This is a genomic window from Pseudomonas synxantha (genome assembly GCF_900105675.1).
Classification (GTDB): Bacteria; Pseudomonadota; Gammaproteobacteria; order Pseudomonadales; family Pseudomonadaceae; genus Aquipseudomonas; species Aquipseudomonas synxantha.
In genome coordinates this window covers 2,104,687-2,119,075 of sequence record NZ_LT629786.1, presented here as the reverse complement: position 1 = coordinate 2,119,075, position 14,389 = coordinate 2,104,687, and the positions used below count along the sequence as shown (strand labels likewise).

Annotated in this window: 19 protein-coding genes; 16 read left to right on the top strand and 3 right to left on the bottom strand. The window is 59.0% G+C overall.

Features of this window, described 5'->3' with window-relative positions:
* Positions 1-30: 30 nt before the first annotated feature.
* Entirely contained in the window at positions 31-870 is an 840-nt protein-coding gene (gene galU, locus BLU48_RS10180; protein ID WP_043049885.1) for a UTP--glucose-1-phosphate uridylyltransferase GalU, read from the bottom strand.
* Positions 871-1,179: 309 nt separating this feature from the next.
* Between galU and BLU48_RS10175 the strand changes: the two genes are divergently transcribed.
* From BLU48_RS10175 to BLU48_RS10120, 12 genes are all read left to right on the top strand, one after another.
* On the top strand, positions 1,180-1,365 hold the full coding sequence (locus tag BLU48_RS10175; RefSeq protein ID WP_057012475.1) for a hypothetical protein: 186 nt from the start codon (positions 1,180-1,182) through the stop codon (positions 1,363-1,365).
* 490 nt (positions 1,366-1,855) lie between these two features.
* Complete coding sequence (locus BLU48_RS10170; RefSeq protein ID WP_043049883.1) at positions 1,856-2,377, top strand: fimbrial protein; 522 nt, start codon at positions 1,856-1,858, stop codon at positions 2,375-2,377.
* Between the two features lie 52 nt (positions 2,378-2,429).
* Complete coding sequence (locus BLU48_RS10165; protein WP_043051527.1) at positions 2,430-2,990, top strand: fimbrial protein; 561 nt, start codon at positions 2,430-2,432, stop codon at positions 2,988-2,990.
* Positions 2,991-3,009: 19 nt separating this feature from the next.
* On the top strand, positions 3,010-5,619 hold the full coding sequence (locus BLU48_RS10160; RefSeq protein WP_156422415.1) for an outer membrane usher protein: 2,610 nt from the start codon (positions 3,010-3,012) through the stop codon (positions 5,617-5,619).
* Entirely contained in the window at positions 5,616-6,377 is a 762-nt protein-coding gene (locus BLU48_RS10155) for a fimbria/pilus periplasmic chaperone (protein WP_057023927.1), read from the top strand. Before BLU48_RS10160 ends, BLU48_RS10155 begins: the two co-directional genes overlap by 4 nt.
* Positions 6,378-6,395: 18 nt before the next feature.
* Positions 6,396-6,977 carry a fimbrial protein gene (locus BLU48_RS10150; protein WP_046068222.1) on the top strand — a complete coding sequence of 194 codons (582 nt, stop codon included), beginning with the start codon at positions 6,396-6,398 and terminating at the stop codon, positions 6,975-6,977.
* 10 nt (positions 6,978-6,987) lie between these two features.
* Positions 6,988-7,479 (top strand): fimbrial protein, encoded by a 492-nt coding sequence (locus tag BLU48_RS10145; protein ID WP_057023928.1) that lies wholly within the window; start codon positions 6,988-6,990, stop codon positions 7,477-7,479.
* A 29-nt stretch (positions 7,480-7,508) separates the two neighbouring features.
* Positions 7,509-7,988 carry a fimbrial protein gene (locus tag BLU48_RS10140; RefSeq protein WP_057024097.1) on the top strand — a complete coding sequence of 160 codons (480 nt, stop codon included), beginning with the start codon at positions 7,509-7,511 and terminating at the stop codon, positions 7,986-7,988.
* Between the two features lie 13 nt (positions 7,989-8,001).
* On the top strand, positions 8,002-8,544 hold the full coding sequence (locus BLU48_RS10135) for a fimbrial protein (RefSeq protein WP_057023929.1): 543 nt from the start codon (positions 8,002-8,004) through the stop codon (positions 8,542-8,544).
* 112 nt (positions 8,545-8,656) lie between these two features.
* Positions 8,657-9,625, top strand: coding sequence for a fimbrial protein (locus tag BLU48_RS10130; protein WP_057024098.1), 969 nt, complete (start codon positions 8,657-8,659; stop codon positions 9,623-9,625).
* A gap of 50 nt (positions 9,626-9,675) precedes the next feature.
* Positions 9,676-10,632, top strand: coding sequence for a fimbrial protein (locus tag BLU48_RS10125; RefSeq protein ID WP_057023930.1), 957 nt, complete (start codon positions 9,676-9,678; stop codon positions 10,630-10,632).
* A 143-nt stretch (positions 10,633-10,775) separates the two neighbouring features.
* Positions 10,776-11,057 (top strand): hypothetical protein, encoded by a 282-nt coding sequence (locus BLU48_RS10120; protein WP_057023931.1) that lies wholly within the window; start codon positions 10,776-10,778, stop codon positions 11,055-11,057.
* Positions 11,058-11,066: 9 nt separating this feature from the next.
* Here BLU48_RS10120 and BLU48_RS10115 read toward each other — a convergent pair whose 3' ends face one another.
* Both BLU48_RS10115 and BLU48_RS10110 read right to left on the bottom strand, forming a co-directional pair.
* The gene (locus BLU48_RS10115; protein ID WP_043051522.1) at positions 11,067-11,297 is read right to left on the bottom strand and encodes a hypothetical protein; all 231 of its coding nucleotides are present in this window, start codon (positions 11,295-11,297) and stop codon (positions 11,067-11,069) included.
* Positions 11,298-11,460: 163 nt separating this feature from the next.
* The gene (locus BLU48_RS10110) at positions 11,461-11,811 is read right to left on the bottom strand and encodes a hypothetical protein (RefSeq protein ID WP_057023932.1); all 351 of its coding nucleotides are present in this window, start codon (positions 11,809-11,811) and stop codon (positions 11,461-11,463) included.
* A 212-nt stretch (positions 11,812-12,023) separates the two neighbouring features.
* On the opposite strand from BLU48_RS10110, the gene BLU48_RS10105 reads away from it, so the two are divergent.
* The 4 genes from BLU48_RS10105 to ada all read left to right on the top strand — a co-directional run bounded on the left by BLU48_RS10105 (position 12,024) and on the right by ada (position 14,312).
* Positions 12,024-12,326 carry a DUF1883 domain-containing protein gene (locus BLU48_RS10105; RefSeq protein WP_003173824.1) on the top strand — a complete coding sequence of 101 codons (303 nt, stop codon included), beginning with the start codon at positions 12,024-12,026 and terminating at the stop codon, positions 12,324-12,326.
* Positions 12,327-12,352: 26 nt separating this feature from the next.
* On the top strand, positions 12,353-12,520 hold the full coding sequence (locus BLU48_RS32005; protein ID WP_164484822.1) for a hypothetical protein: 168 nt from the start codon (positions 12,353-12,355) through the stop codon (positions 12,518-12,520).
* Between the two features lie 3 nt (positions 12,521-12,523).
* Positions 12,524-13,189 carry a DNA oxidative demethylase AlkB gene (alkB, locus tag BLU48_RS10100; RefSeq protein ID WP_057023933.1) on the top strand — a complete coding sequence of 222 codons (666 nt, stop codon included), beginning with the start codon at positions 12,524-12,526 and terminating at the stop codon, positions 13,187-13,189.
* Between the two features lie 76 nt (positions 13,190-13,265).
* Positions 13,266-14,312 (top strand): bifunctional DNA-binding transcriptional regulator/O6-methylguanine-DNA methyltransferase Ada, encoded by a 1,047-nt coding sequence (ada, locus tag BLU48_RS10095; RefSeq protein ID WP_057023934.1) that lies wholly within the window; start codon positions 13,266-13,268, stop codon positions 14,310-14,312.
* The last annotated feature ends 77 nt before the right edge of the window (positions 14,313-14,389 follow it).

The following is a 14,389-nucleotide window of genomic DNA, read 5'->3' as shown; positions in this document are numbered from 1 at the left end:
GCTTTCTCTTAAAACACCGACAGGCTTGAATCAGTAAGCCTTGCCAGTCTTGTAGAAGTGCTCGAAGCAGAAGTTGGTCGCTTCGATGTAACCTTCAGCACCACCGCAGTCAAAACGTTGGCCTTTGAACTTGTAGGCAATCACGCAGCCATCTTTGGCCTGCTTCATCAGCGCGTCGGTGATCTGGATCTCGCCGCCCTTGCCTGGCTCGGTTTCTTCGATCAGCTTGAAGATATCCGGGGTCAGGATGTAGCGACCGATGATCGCCAGGTTCGACGGAGCGTCTTCCGGTGCTGGCTTCTCGACCATGTCGCGCACGCGAATCAGGCCATCACCGATATCGTCACCGGCGATCACGCCGTACTTGTTGGTCTGAGATGGATCAACTTCCATCACCGCAACGATGGTGCAGCGATACTTCTGGTAGAGCTTGACCATCTGGGTCAGCACGCCATCGCCTTCCAGGTTCACACACAGGTCATCGGCCAGCACGACTGCGAACGGCTCGTCGCCGATCAGCGGGCGACCGGTGAGGATGGCGTGGCCAAGGCCTTTCATCTGGGTCTGGCGGGTGTAGGAGAACGAGCACTCGTCGAGCAGCTTACGAATACCGACCAGGTATTTTTCCTTGTCGGTGCCCTTGATCTGGTTTTCCAACTCGTAGCTGATATCGAAGTGGTCTTCCAGGGCGCGTTTACCACGACCGGTCACGATGGAGATTTCGTTCAAGCCGGCATCCAGGGCCTCTTCGACGCCGTACTGGATCAGTGGCTTGTTCACCACCGGCAGCATCTCTTTGGGCATGGCCTTGGTCGCTGGCAAGAAGCGAGTGCCGTAACCGGCTGCTGGGAACAAGCATTTCTTGATCATATGAGTCCTTACAAAGGGCTGTGCGTACGGAATTCGGCGCAGTCTAATCAGGCCGCAGTCACCTTACAATGGGTCCTGCTGGCGTTGCGATGTCATCATAGAGAAAAAATGTCGGCGTAAGTTCCGCTGATCTTACAAAGGGCTTCACCAATGGCCAGGAAAAAAACGCCATCCCCCTTTATTTAAAAGGCTGCCAACCGTTTTAGCACGCTTTCAGCCGCCGGGCACTGACCTGCAACATCTTGCCCGCCCCCAGGGTATTTGGCGCTATCATGGACAGCTTGAACCCGACCACGAGATTGCCAATAGATGTCAGAACCAAAAGGTGTAAACGGCTACCTGATCACACAGCGAGCGGACGGCTGGCACTTGATCAATTTCCACGGCGACAGCGTTGCTGGGACATTTGCCACCGAAAGCCAGGCGATTGCGGTCGCCGAAGTGTTTGTGGATGAAGCGGGCCATGCATCGAGCAAAAGGCCGAAAGGCAAGTAAGCCGCCAATGCAGTACAAGAAGCCCCGGTTAACGGGGCTTTTTTGTGTGCGTCGATCCTGTAGTGCGTTGAAACCATCTCTAAGTTGCTCGCCTCGCCTGGACGCTGTTATTTTTCAGGCGTTGTAATCCCCTTCTTACAGCTCCCCATCCAACTAAAATATTCTCATTAAGCCGCATGTAGTCCATCTCTTACAGCTTAACTTTAAGTTTTGGCATATTGCCATAATCCTCCTATAGCACGTGATACCGCGCAGCTACACGACTTAGCGAATCAGGCGACTTACTTGCTCAAGGCGAGCGTGGACAATCACCTCGCCTCAAATGTGACGCGAAATTGCAATGCAAGTAGTTGGAAAAACACTTTCTTGACTACAACTCGGCAGACGCTTGATCGGGTTTTGCGCGAGCCACTTTTGAAGCGAAGAAGTAAGTCCCGCACACACCGTGGCGAGGCTCAATCAATGACATCTTTTATGTAGGCATCTGCAAATGAAAACTAAATTTAAAACTGCGCTGTTGACCATCGGGTTGTTCGCGGGCTCGATCTCCGCTGCCCATGCGGCGGATGGAACAGTTACTTTTTTGGGATCGGTCCACTCGGGTGCCTGCTCAATCAAGCCTGAATCCATCGACCAGACCGTCAATCTTGGCGCTATCGCAAAGCATCAACTGCAGGCCGGCGGCAAGTCTGAAGCCCGCAGCGTGAAAATCGAACTGGAAGGCTGCGACCTGACCGATCTCACCGATAACACGGTGACCACCACGTTCACCGCCGCTCCCTCCAACGATGTGCCGGGCGCGATCGGCACCGTCGGTGGCGCTGGCCGCATCGGCATCATGATGACCCATGGCGGCAAGCCCGTTGAGCTGGGTGTCGCCACCACCCCGCAGGCGATTTCCACGGGCGATAACACCCTGGAATTCGGTGCCTACGTTCAAGGCGCCGCTACCGGCGACATCGTCCCCGGTGATTTCAGCGCGGTCACCAACTTCACCCTGGCTTATCAGTAAGGCTTTCCCCCCGCCACCCATGGGTGGCGGGGGGAATTGGTGGGAGATAACGGTGAAAACACTCTTAAACCTCGCAGTCACCTCCACATTGACGATGTGCATCAGCCCCTGGGCGTTTGCCCAGGAACCGTCGCAAGGCGAAGGCGTCGTTACCCTCGGTGGAGAGATCGTCGACTCTGCGTGCGGCCTGGAACTGACCAGTGCCGACCAGTCCATCGAGATGACGCCCGAGCCCATAGGCAGGCTCCTGCGCAATGCGCTGGGAGAGCCGCACCCGTTTGAGTTGCGCCTGGTCAATTGCACCCTGACGCGCCCGGACCCGTCGCGCCCCGGCGCCACCTTGCCTGACTGGGAGCATCTGCGGGTGACGTTTGACGGCCCTCGCGACAGGGACGGCCGTTCCTTTGCTGCCTTCGGTGACTCACAGGGGGTGGCCTTCCATATCTGGGATTCGGCTGGCCAGGAGAGCGTGCCAGGCGAGCCGATGGCTCCGCACCCCCTGGCTGAGGGTGACATCACACTTCACTACACGCTCCGCCTGGTCGGCAACGGGCTGCCACTGGCGCCAGGTGCTCACCGTGTCGCGGTGCGGTTCAAGTTGGAATACTTTTGAACATTGATGGGTTGCTTTCATGCTGAATGCGTCGAAGATCAAAAATACACTTCGCCCCGGGCTGGTTGGCGGGCTGATGTCACTGGCAGGCACTGCCTTGGGTGCCGGCGATATCGAATTCAATACCGACGTTCTTGATCTGAATGATCGCAGCAATATTGATTTGTCCCGGTTTGCGCGAGGCGGTTTCATTCTGCCCGGCACCTACACGATGTTCGTGCAGATCAATGGCCAACCAATTTCCGAGCAAGCGGTGGCGTTCTACCCCCCAGAAGATGATCCCAAGGGAAGCCAGGCTTGCGTTTCCCCCGCGCTGGTGGAACAGCTGGGGCTGAAGGCGTCCGATGCCACCAGGCTCACCCCGTGGAAAGACGGCGAGTGCCTGGACCTCCAAGGCCTGCCGGGAGCGCAGGTGAGCGCGGATCTGGCGACCTCCACGCTGGACATCAACCTGCCCCATGCCTATCTCGAGTACAGCGCACTTAACTGGGATCCACCCGCGCGCTGGGATGAGGGGGTGCCGGGGTTGCTGGTTGACTACAACCTGACGGCGCAGTCCAACGCCCAGAAAAACGAGCGCACGCGCAATCACCTCAGCGGTAACGGCACACTGGGGGCCAATGACGGGGCCTGGCGCCTGCGCGCCGATTGGCAGGGGCGCGTCGACAGCGCGAGGGATCGGTCCGCCGGGGAGCAGAAGGTGGAATGGAGCCGCTACTACGCCTACCGCGCCATTCCCTCATTGAAGGCGCGGCTGGTGGTCGGCGAAAACTACCTGTATTCGGACCTGTTCGACAGCTTCCGCTTTACCGGTGCGGCGTTGAATTCAGACGAAAGCCAACTGCCACCGAACTTGCGCGGCTATGCGCCGGAGGTTGTCGGGGTGGCCAAGACCAATGCCAGGGTAGTGGTCAGCCAGCAAGGGCGTGTGCTGTATGAAACCCTGGTGGCAGCCGGCCCCTTTCGCATCCAGGACCTCAATGATGCGGTGACCGGGACGCTGGATGTGCGTGTGGAAGAGCAGGACGGTTCGGTACAGACCTTCAAGCTCAACACCGCAGGCGTTCCCTACCTGACGCGCCCCGGGCAGGTTCGATACAAACTGGCGACTGGACGACCTTCTGATCTTCAGTATGGAGCCGACGGTAACTTTTTTGGTACCGGTGAGTTCTCCTGGGGGATCAGCAATGGCTGGTCGCTGTTCGGTGGCGCCATCACCGATAACAACTACCGTGCGGCCACTGTCGGTGCGGGTCGTGACCTGCTGGTGCTGGGCGCTTTATCCCTGGACGTCACCCAGTCCCACGCCAACGTGTGGAATCAAACACTCTCGGGTAAATCCTATCGCCTGCAATACTCGAAGAACTTTGAACAATATGACAGCCAAGTAACCTTTGCCGGTTATCGCTTTTCCGATAAGAACTTCCTGAGCATGAGTGAATACCTGGATGCGCGTCACTACGGCATGAACGGCGAACTCGCAGGACGCGGCAAATACGACGAGTTCGGTCAATACGCCGGTGAATTCAAGCCGATTGGCGGCAGCAAGGCGCTGTATACCGCCACCGTCAACAAGCAGTTTCGTGACTTGGGCGCAACGGTGTACGCCAGTTATAACAAACAAACTTACTGGTCGCGGCCGGCCAGCCAGCGCTGGAACTTGTCAGTGTCTCGTTACTTCAATGTCGGCACTGTCAAGAACATGAGCCTGTCCCTCAACGTTTATCGCACTCAGGACTACAACTACAAGGATAACGGCATGGCGCTGACCGTCAGCCTGCCGCTTGGGCGCAGCGGCACCCTGTCGCTGGATGCCAACCGGGCCGCTGGCAAGAATGGCTTTTCAACGCGCTACAGCGATCGCCTGGATGAGCGCAACAGTTACCAGCTCAGTGCCAGTGACAATTCCGCCAGTGGTTACCTGAGCCACACGGGTGAGCAGGCTGACCTGACACTCGCAGCCAGTCGCCAGCAAGGCAACACCAGCCTGAGCATGTCGGCTCGCGGCGGCGGCACGCTCACGCGCCACGGCGCGGCGCTGCATCGTACCGGCAGCATGGGCGGCACGCGCTTGATGGTCGATACCGGCGGTGTAGCCGATGTGCCGGTGCGCGGCTACGGCACGCCGACCCGCAGCAACGCCTTCGGCAAAGCAGTAATTGCCGATCTGAGCAGCTACCAGCGCACGGCGGCCAGCGTGGATCTGGAGCGTCTGCCGAAGAACGTCGAGGCCACCCAATCGGTCACGCAGGTGACCCTCACCGAAGGCGCCATCGGCTACCGGTCCCTGGAGGTGATTTCCGGTGAGAAAGCCATGGCTGTGCTGCGCCTATCAGACGGCAGTGCGCCGCCCTTCGGCGCGCAGGTCAAGAACGCCAAACAGCAGGACACCGGCATTGTGAATGATGGCGGCAGCGTCTACCTGAGCGGTATCCAGGCCGGCGAGCAAATGTTCGTCAGCTGGGGCGAACGCTCACGCTGCGTCCTCACACTGCCGCAGGCCTTGCCGGTCGATGGCTTGACCCATGCCCTGCAACTGGACTGCCGGATGGTAGCCACTGATCAAACCTTGTCCTCGCCGGCAGAGCTGACCGGCAAGCCCACCGCCACGGAGCACACATCCTCATGAGCCTTAACACCCGCCTTACCCTTTCGTCCCTCGCATTGCTGGCCCTCAGCCTGAGCCAGGGCACCAATGCCGCGATCGCGCTGGACCGTACCCGCGTGATCTTCGATGGCGGCAAGGACGCCACCAGCGTGAACATCACCAACAACAACACCCAGTTGCCGTACCTGGCCCAGGGCTGGATTGAAGATGAACAAGGCCAGAAAATCACCGCGCCGCTGATCGTCCTGCCACCGGTGCAGCGCGTGGAGCCTGGAAAACAAAGCCAGGTGAAAGTCCAGGCGCTGCCCGCGGCCAAAGCCTTGCCCCAGGATCGAGAGACGGTCTACTACTTCAACCTGCGGGAAATTCCGCCGCGCAGCGATAAAGCCAACACCCTGCAAATCGCGCTGCAGACCCGCATCAAGTTGTTCTACCGACCGCAAGCCATCACCCCGAGCCAGCAAGACCTGTCCAACCCCTGGCAGGAAAAACTGACCCTCTCCCGGCAGGGCGAACATTACCAGGTGAACAACCCGACGCCTTACTTCGTGACCCTGGTGGATGCGCGCAGCACCAAGGACGGCAAGACCGTTCCGGGTTTCGAGCCGCTGATGGTACCGCCTAAAGGCTCGCTGGCCCTGGGCCCGACGGCCAAGGCACTCGGCACCGCCCCTTACCTGGCCTACGTGAATGACTACGGCGGACGTCCGCTGCTGGCGTTCACCTGCAGCGGCGAGACTTGCAAGGTGAACCCGCAAGCAGCCCCGCTCACACAGTAACGCCCGCCGGAGTCAGTGATGAAATCGCATTATGTGAAGGTCTTGGGCGGCCTGCTACTGGCCGTTGTCGGCAGCGCACAGGCCCAGGACGAAGACGATATAGAAGGCATGAGCGGACGGCTGAATATTTCCGGGTCCATGCATGAAACCCCATGCAGCCTGGAGATGACCTCGCTGCATCAGACCATTGACCTGGGCGATGTTTCCACCAGCCAGTTGCGCCGGCCCGGGGACCAGGCAAGGGCGGTGCCTTTCCAACTGCGCTTTACCGATTGCAACCGCATCGCCGGCAGCATCCGCAGCGAACGCACGGGGAACCTGACCTGGAGTGCCTTTCAACCGGTGCTGTCGGTGGCGTTCCTGGCACCGGCCGACGCCGATGATCCACGCCTGGTCAAGGTGCAAGGCATCACTGGGATGGGCCTGCAGTTAACCGATGTGCTTGGGCGCGATGTCAACCTGGGCCAACGGGGCGAACCTTTGTTCCTGCCTCTGGGCGGCAACACCCAGACCTGGAAGGTTAGACCTACGCGCACCTCAGCGCCGTTGACCAGCGGGGCGTTCCGGGCAGTGGTGGATTTCAGGCTCAATTATGAGTAAGGGCAGAATAATGGCTAAGTCAAACGGCCCATGGGCCGTGTTTATGGGCGGCCTGCTGTGGGCCGCCAGCCAGGCGGTACAGGCCGAGACCAGCCTGACGATCCGCGCGGTGATCATTGCGCCACCGCCGTGTGTCATCAACAGCGGCAGTACGCTCAACGTGCCGTTTGGCAATGACCTGCTGACCTCACGGATCGACGGGGTCAACTACCGCCGCGGTGTGCCCTACACCGTCACCTGTGATGCGCCGTACAGCAATGCACTGACACTGGAGCTCAAGGGCACCGGCGCCGCGTTCGACAATCGGGTGCTGGTGACGCGCAAGCCCGATCTCGGGGTGAAGCTGTTCGTCAATGGCGCTGACTGGCCTTTGAACACGGCGGTGAGGTTTACCTATCCCAACTTTCCAGTGGTACAGGCTGTGCCGGTCAAACGCCCAGGCAGCAAATTGACCGGTGGCGCATTCGATGCGACCGCCACCCTGGTGGTGGATTACCAATGAAGCCGATCAACCATGAAGAGAAACGCACCATGACTTTTTGGCCGCAGAGAACGTTGCTCGCCCTGTGTGCCATCGGCCTGTGCAATGTCGCCTCGGCCAACCTGACGTTCAGCGGCACATTGAACGAGCCGCCGCCCTGCACCATCGATGCCGGCAACACCATTGAAGTGGATTTTGGCGATGTCGGGGTAAAACGTGTCGACGGTGTGAAATACCGCCAGGGCCTCAGTTACACCATCAGCTGTGGCACCGATACCCTGCCCTGGATGCTGAAGTTGAGCGTCAACGGCACTGCGACGACGTTCGATGGCGCAGCCGTGCAGACCAGTGTGCCGGCGCTGGGCATCCGGGTGTTCCAGAACAACCAGCCGTTTGCCCTCAATACGCCGCTTGAAATCAGCCTGTCGTCGCCACCGGTATTGGAAGTGGTGCCGGTCAAACGACCCGGCGCAACCCTGACCCCCGCCCGGTTTAACGCGGTGGCCACGTTGTTGGCCGAATACCAGTAGGAGTTGGAGAACCATGGGACATACACCTATCCACAAGGGTTGGACCTACGCTGCACTGGTACTTGGTGTGGGCTTGATCGCCGACGTCGAGGCTGCGGACAACCTCAGTTTCAAAGGCAACCTGGTTGAAGAAGCTTGCACGATTCGCCCCGGTGACGAGGCCATCACCCTGGAACTCTGGGACCTGACCAGCAAGTACCTGTACCTCAACACGCGATCACTGGGCAAGGCCTTCAAGCTTCACTTGGTGGACTGCGACACCTCGGTGGGCAATACCGTCACGATCACCTTCGGTGGCAGGGAAAACCCGGCGCTGCCGGGATTGCTCGCGCTCGATGGTGGCAGCGGCGCCTCCGGCATCGGCGTGGGTATCGAGACACTGGCTAACAAGCCTCTGCCCCTTAATACGGTGAGCGACAGACAGGCGTTGAGCGATGGCAACAATGTGATCGAACTCAAGGCCTATGTGAAGGGAGAGCCGCGGGCCATCCAGGACCAGACCATCGGGCATGGCGCATACACGGTGACATCCACGTTCACGCTGGACTATCCGTAGTCATTCCCAGGCTGAGAACAGCTGGGAAACCTTTGAATCTCTTCCGGGCGGCGCAACACGGGGCTGGATGCCTGTGGTCGCTGTTCGGATAGAGGAGCAACGAGAGAAAACCATGAAACGACTCTACGGCGCTATTTTGCTTCTCGTCCTGCTGAGTGCTTCCACCGTCGCGCGAGCGGCTGATTGCCGCGTGAATGGCGGAGGTTGGCAATATGTCGGAGACGGCGGGATCCTGAATCTACAGGTTCCGGTCACTGTCCGCGTGGGTTCGGACAGTACCCGTCTGATCCTTGAAGGGGCATGGTTGGAGTGCCGATTCACCCCCTCGCCTGCTCACCCTACGCGCATTGACTATTGGGGAACATCTGCGCAAGCCGGCCCCCCTTGGGTGCCCGGCCCGAAATTTTCCCATCAAGCTACCGGCCTGCGCATAAACGGTGCGTTTCATAATACGCCTGTGCCTTTTAACATCCGGATCGCGACCATGCCTAATAACAGCGGGGCGTATCTCATCAATGTAGCTCCCTATATCCTGCTGCGAAACGACCCTAGCAACCCTATCGATGTTCGAATAGGGGATACCCTGGGCGCGTTGAATCTCCACCAGACCAACAATTACAGTTCGGGAAGTACGAGGCTCGTACTGACGTACACCGCCGCAAACAACTTCGACATCTCCCCCTCGACCTGCACGATTAACAATAACAACCCCATCGAGATCAACTTCGGCGATGTACCGCAGCGGGCGATCGGCAGCGATCCCCTGACAAGTGCCATCCGCACCAACCGCAGGCTTACTTACTCTTGCCCGGATGGCGGCATCACTACCCCTATAACCATTACCTACAAAGGCATCCCGGCGTCGTTCGACAACCGGTTGCTGACCATGACCAATCCGGACGTGGGTACCGCCCTGGTCCGTGCGGGGTCCGCGGTTCAAGTCAACGGTTCATTCCGTACCCAGATTACCAACAGCATAGGTGGCGACGATGTGACGTTTTCACTGGTTCGCCGCGCGGGATCACTCCCCACGGCAGGGGCAATAAGCGGCAGCGGCGTGCTGGTGATGGGTGTGCCATGAAACAGGCAAAAGAAGTGGGAATACCGATAGTGGAGCAACGAGAGAACACAATGAAACGACTGCATGGGGCCGCAGGGCTTCTCGTCTTGATGGGAATGACATCGAACGCACTGGCCGTCGATTGTCGGGTTAACGGCGGTGCCTGGCAGACGGGCAACCCCAATCTGCATGTACCGGTCACGGTGACCTTGAGTGCGGACCGCACCCGGATCATGTTGGAGGGTGCCAGGCTGGAATGCCGGTATTCCCCCGGCCAGGGTCCTGCCTGGGGGGAGGACTACTGGGCAACGGGGAACGCCTCGGGGACACCCTGGACTCCCGGCCCCAAATTCAGCAGCGAAAGGACCGGTTTGCGTATCAATGGGAGTTTTCTGAATACCCCAGTTACGCCGGGTATCCGGGTGGCGACGATGCCCAACAACGGCGTGGTTTATCCTATCAATATTACCCCGTACATCCTGATGCGCAGCGGCCCGTCCAACCCGATCGATGTTCGCGTCGGCGACAACCTCGGCCTGTTGCGCATCAGCAGTTCGAACAACTGGGATCACACCCGGCCGCAGGTAACTGTCACCTATAGCGCCGCCAACAACTTCACAGTGTCTCCATCGACCTGCACGATCAACAATAACAATCCGATGGAGATCAACTTCGGCGATGTACATCAGCGCGCCATAGGTAGCGATCCCCTGACAACCTCTATTCGCGTCAACCGCAGGCTCAACTACTCGTGCCCGGATGGCGGGATTACCACGCCCATCACCATCACCTACAAAGGCACACAGTCGTCGTTCGACAATCGATTGCTGATGATGACCAATCCGAACGTGGGTACAGCCATGGTGCGTGCGGGGACTGCGGTGCAGGTGAACGGTTCATTCCGGACCCAGATCACCAATAGCGTAGGCGGCGATGATGTGACGTTTTCACTGGTTCGGCGTGCGGGCTCCCTGCCCACTCCAGGGGCAACGAGCGGTAGCGGTGTGTTGGTGATGGGGGTGCCATGAGGCGCCTACCTGGCTTAGGGCAAAGGGTGCACAGTCGAAGATCTTGTATCAGGGACTGTGCACTTGGTGGCAGTTCGCTATAATCCGCGCCAACGCCCCACGACAGTGTCAGCGCCCTCCACTACTCTTAACGATGACCCACTATGAACAAGATCCTGGCACTGACTGCGGTACTGGCGCTGGCCGGTTGCACCACCACGTCCGACACCCTGCTGAAAAATGGCGAGCAAGGCCTGACCATCGACTGTTCGGGCGAGGCCAACTCATGGGCCAGTTGCTACGAGAAAGCCGACGCGTCCTGCGCGGGCACCGGCTACCGTATCGTCGGCACCAATGGCACGCCTGCGCTCAAGGAGAGTGACAAGACCCTGGGTCAGGATGTGGGCAACTTCAAGAGCCGTAGTGTCGTGGTGGTCTGCAAGTAAGCCTGCGTGCTACAGGTGCACTTCGGCGAACTTGATCCCCAGGCCACGCAGTATTTCGATCAGGTCATCCAGGCGCGGGAATGACTCGACTTCATCCTGATCGTCCACCAGGAAGTAGCTGCGACCGCCGCTTTTCTTGAAGAATACGATCCACTCGCCCAGGTCGGCGGGGTTCTGGATGACATGGGTCGCCGCAATCTGACCTTCAGCATGGCGGGCTTTGACGAGTTCGCGTTTCATAGCAGGCGTTCCAGAAAAAACAATGCCGCTCAAACCCAAGGTCTGAGCGGCATCTTTATAGTGAATGCCCGACAGTTTAACGGATGCCCTGCCCCAAATGCATGCCGCCACTGACGGGTGATGGCTTTTTTATCGGCTCAGGTGCGCAGGATAGGCCTGGGGCTCAGCCAGAAATGCATTCTTCCCCGGCTTTCTTCACGTCGCCGGGACGAATCGGCACATTGGACATGCTCTCATAGAGCTTGATGCTGCTCCCACTGGAGCGGTCTTCGATTACGAAGATCGCCGAAGGATCCGCCGAGAATTTCTGCGGCACAATCACCTGAATACCGTCTTTATGGGGCTCGATCTGCGGTGGCCGGCGGGTCGCCTCCAATTTACGCACTACACACGCCGCATATTCCTGCGGCTTCTTGCCCGAGATGACCACCAATGTTGGCGGGGTCTGCTTGATATCTGCAACCGAAGCACACCCACCTATCGCCAAGGCCAGCACCAACACACTCCACTTCATACAAAAACCTCCGATAAAGACCCTACGACAGCGGGGATGGTAAATTTCTCCCACCAACGTAGGATTTATCTCTGATTACAGGGTAAATAACTGTTTTAAATTGTCGAAGACGTCGACGACGGCCCGATAATAAACGCGCTGGGGCTGATAAACTCCATCTTAACCTACGTATCATTCTGATTTTTCAGAAAAAGCCCTTCTGGAGACACCCCATGAAATTCATCCACCAGCGTGAGCACCTCAACGAGGGAGACATTGTCGTCATCGAATGCTCGCAAACCTGCAACATTCGCCTGATGAGCGACGCGAACTTCCGCAGCTTCAAAAATGGTGGCCGCCATACCTATCATGGTGGCGCATTCGATAAGTTCCCAGCCAAGATCACCGCGCCCAGCACCGGGTTCTGGAACATCACCCTCGATGTGGTGACCCGTCGTGCCATCAGCGTGACCCGCAAGCCGGCGCTGTCCCACAAGATTCGCATCGTTCGTCGCACCAGCACCAAGTTGAGCTGATCCGAACACCTGAAAGGAAGAAAGCTGTGACCTCTACAACCAAATACGTCATCAAGTACAAACTCAACGGCGAGCGCCGCTTTGAATTTGCCCAATTGCAAACCGACAGCGTCGAAGAAGCCAAGCAAGCCCTGGCGAAAATTCATGACGCCAGTGACGAAATTACCGACATCAATGTGAGCAAGGCGCTGTAAGACATGTCGGGGCCGACTGCCGATTTATTCGCCGATGGCGCCCTGCAACAACCCCCAGGGCGCGAGCAGATTGGCGAAGAGTCCTACGTACTCCGGGGCTACGCCCTGCCCTGGATTGAGCGCTTATTGCCTGAACTACGGCGTGTCCTGGCGCAATCTCCGTTTCGGCAGATGGTCACACCCGGTGGTTTCACCATGTCGGCAGCGCTGAGCAGTTGCGGCGAGCTGGGCTGGACCACCGACACCCGCGGCTATCGCTACAGCCCCCTCGACCCGCGCAACCAGCAACCCTGGCCGCCCATGCCCGACACCTTGCGCCAACTGGCCGCGGCGGCGGCAGCCGAGGCCGGTTTCAGCGGCTTTTTACCTGACGCCTGCCTGATCAATCGCTACGTGCCTGGAGCAAAGATGTCACTGCATCAGGACAAAAATGAGCGTTGCTACAGCGCCCCCGTAGTCTCGGTATCCCTGGGTCTGCCGGCTATTTTCCTGTTTGGTGGCCATCAGCGCAGTGACAAACCGCAGAAGATCTCGCTGTTCCATGGCGATGTGGTGGTCTGGGGCGGCGTTGATCGCCTGCGCTTTCATGGGGTGATGCCAATTAAGGAAGGCGAGCATCCCGTCATGGGCCCGCAACGCATCAACCTGACCTTTCGCACTGCCGGCTGATTTTGACCGCAAGCTTCGGAGTGTCATGGGCAACCGGCACGGTTAATCTGCTCGTGAACCGTCAAGAGTGCAGGCCATGAACAACGAACACGATCCGCGCTGGGCCGCCATCATTGCCCGCGATGCCAAGGCAGACGCCCTGTTTGTCTACGGCGTGAAAACCACCGGCGTATATTGCCGGCCCAGCAGCGCTTCGCGTTTACCGCGCCCGGAAAATATCGAATTCTTCGACACCCCGGCGCAGGCCGAAGCCGCGGGTTATCGTCCGAGCAAACGTGCCGCTGGCGACCGAACCCAACTGGCCGCCCATCATGCGCAGTTAGTCGCCAATGCCTGCCGGCAGATCGAACAGGCAGAAACGGCCCCGAGCCTTGAAGTACTGGCGCACCAGGCCGGGTTGAGCCCTTTCCACTTCCATCGTGTGTTCAAAGCCAGCACTGGCTTGACCCCCAAGGGCTATGCCCGTGCTCTGCGTTCGCGCAAGGTTCGCGACGGCCTCAAGGGCCAGCACTCAGTGACCGACACGCTGTATGACGCAGGTTTCAACTCCAACAGCCGTTTCTATGAAGCCGCCGATCAATTGCTCGGCATGAAGCCCCGCGATTACAAAAGCGGCGGTGCCAATAACACCATTCGCTTTGCCGTGGGCCAATGCTCGCTGGGGGCTATTCTGGTGGCACAGAGCCAACGTGGCGTGTGCGCGATTTTGCTCGGAGACGATCCGGACAAGCTGGTGCGCGACCTGCAAGACCAGTTTCCCAAGGCCGAACTGGTCGGCGCGGATCGGGGCTTCGAACAGCTGATCGCCCAAGTCGTGGGGTTTGTCGAAGCCCCTGCCCTGGGCCTTGATCTGCCCCTGGACCTGCGCGGCACGGCCTTTCAGGAGCGCGTGTGGCAGGCTTTGCGCGAGATTCCGGTGGGCAGCACCGCCAGCTATGCGCAGATAGCCGAGCGTATCGGCGCACCCAACTCCTTTCGCGCCGTGGCCCAGGCCTGTGGTGCCAACCACCTGGCGGTGGCGATTCCCTGTCATCGCGTGGTGCGCAGCGATGGCCAATTGTCGGGCTACCGCTGGGGCGTCGAGCGTAAGCGCCAATTGCTCGAACGCGAGACACCGCACTGAAACCCAACCCCCACAAAACACTGCATTCGTCCAGTGAATAAAACAGACTGGCCGGCTGCCAGGTGCCCTGTTAAAAC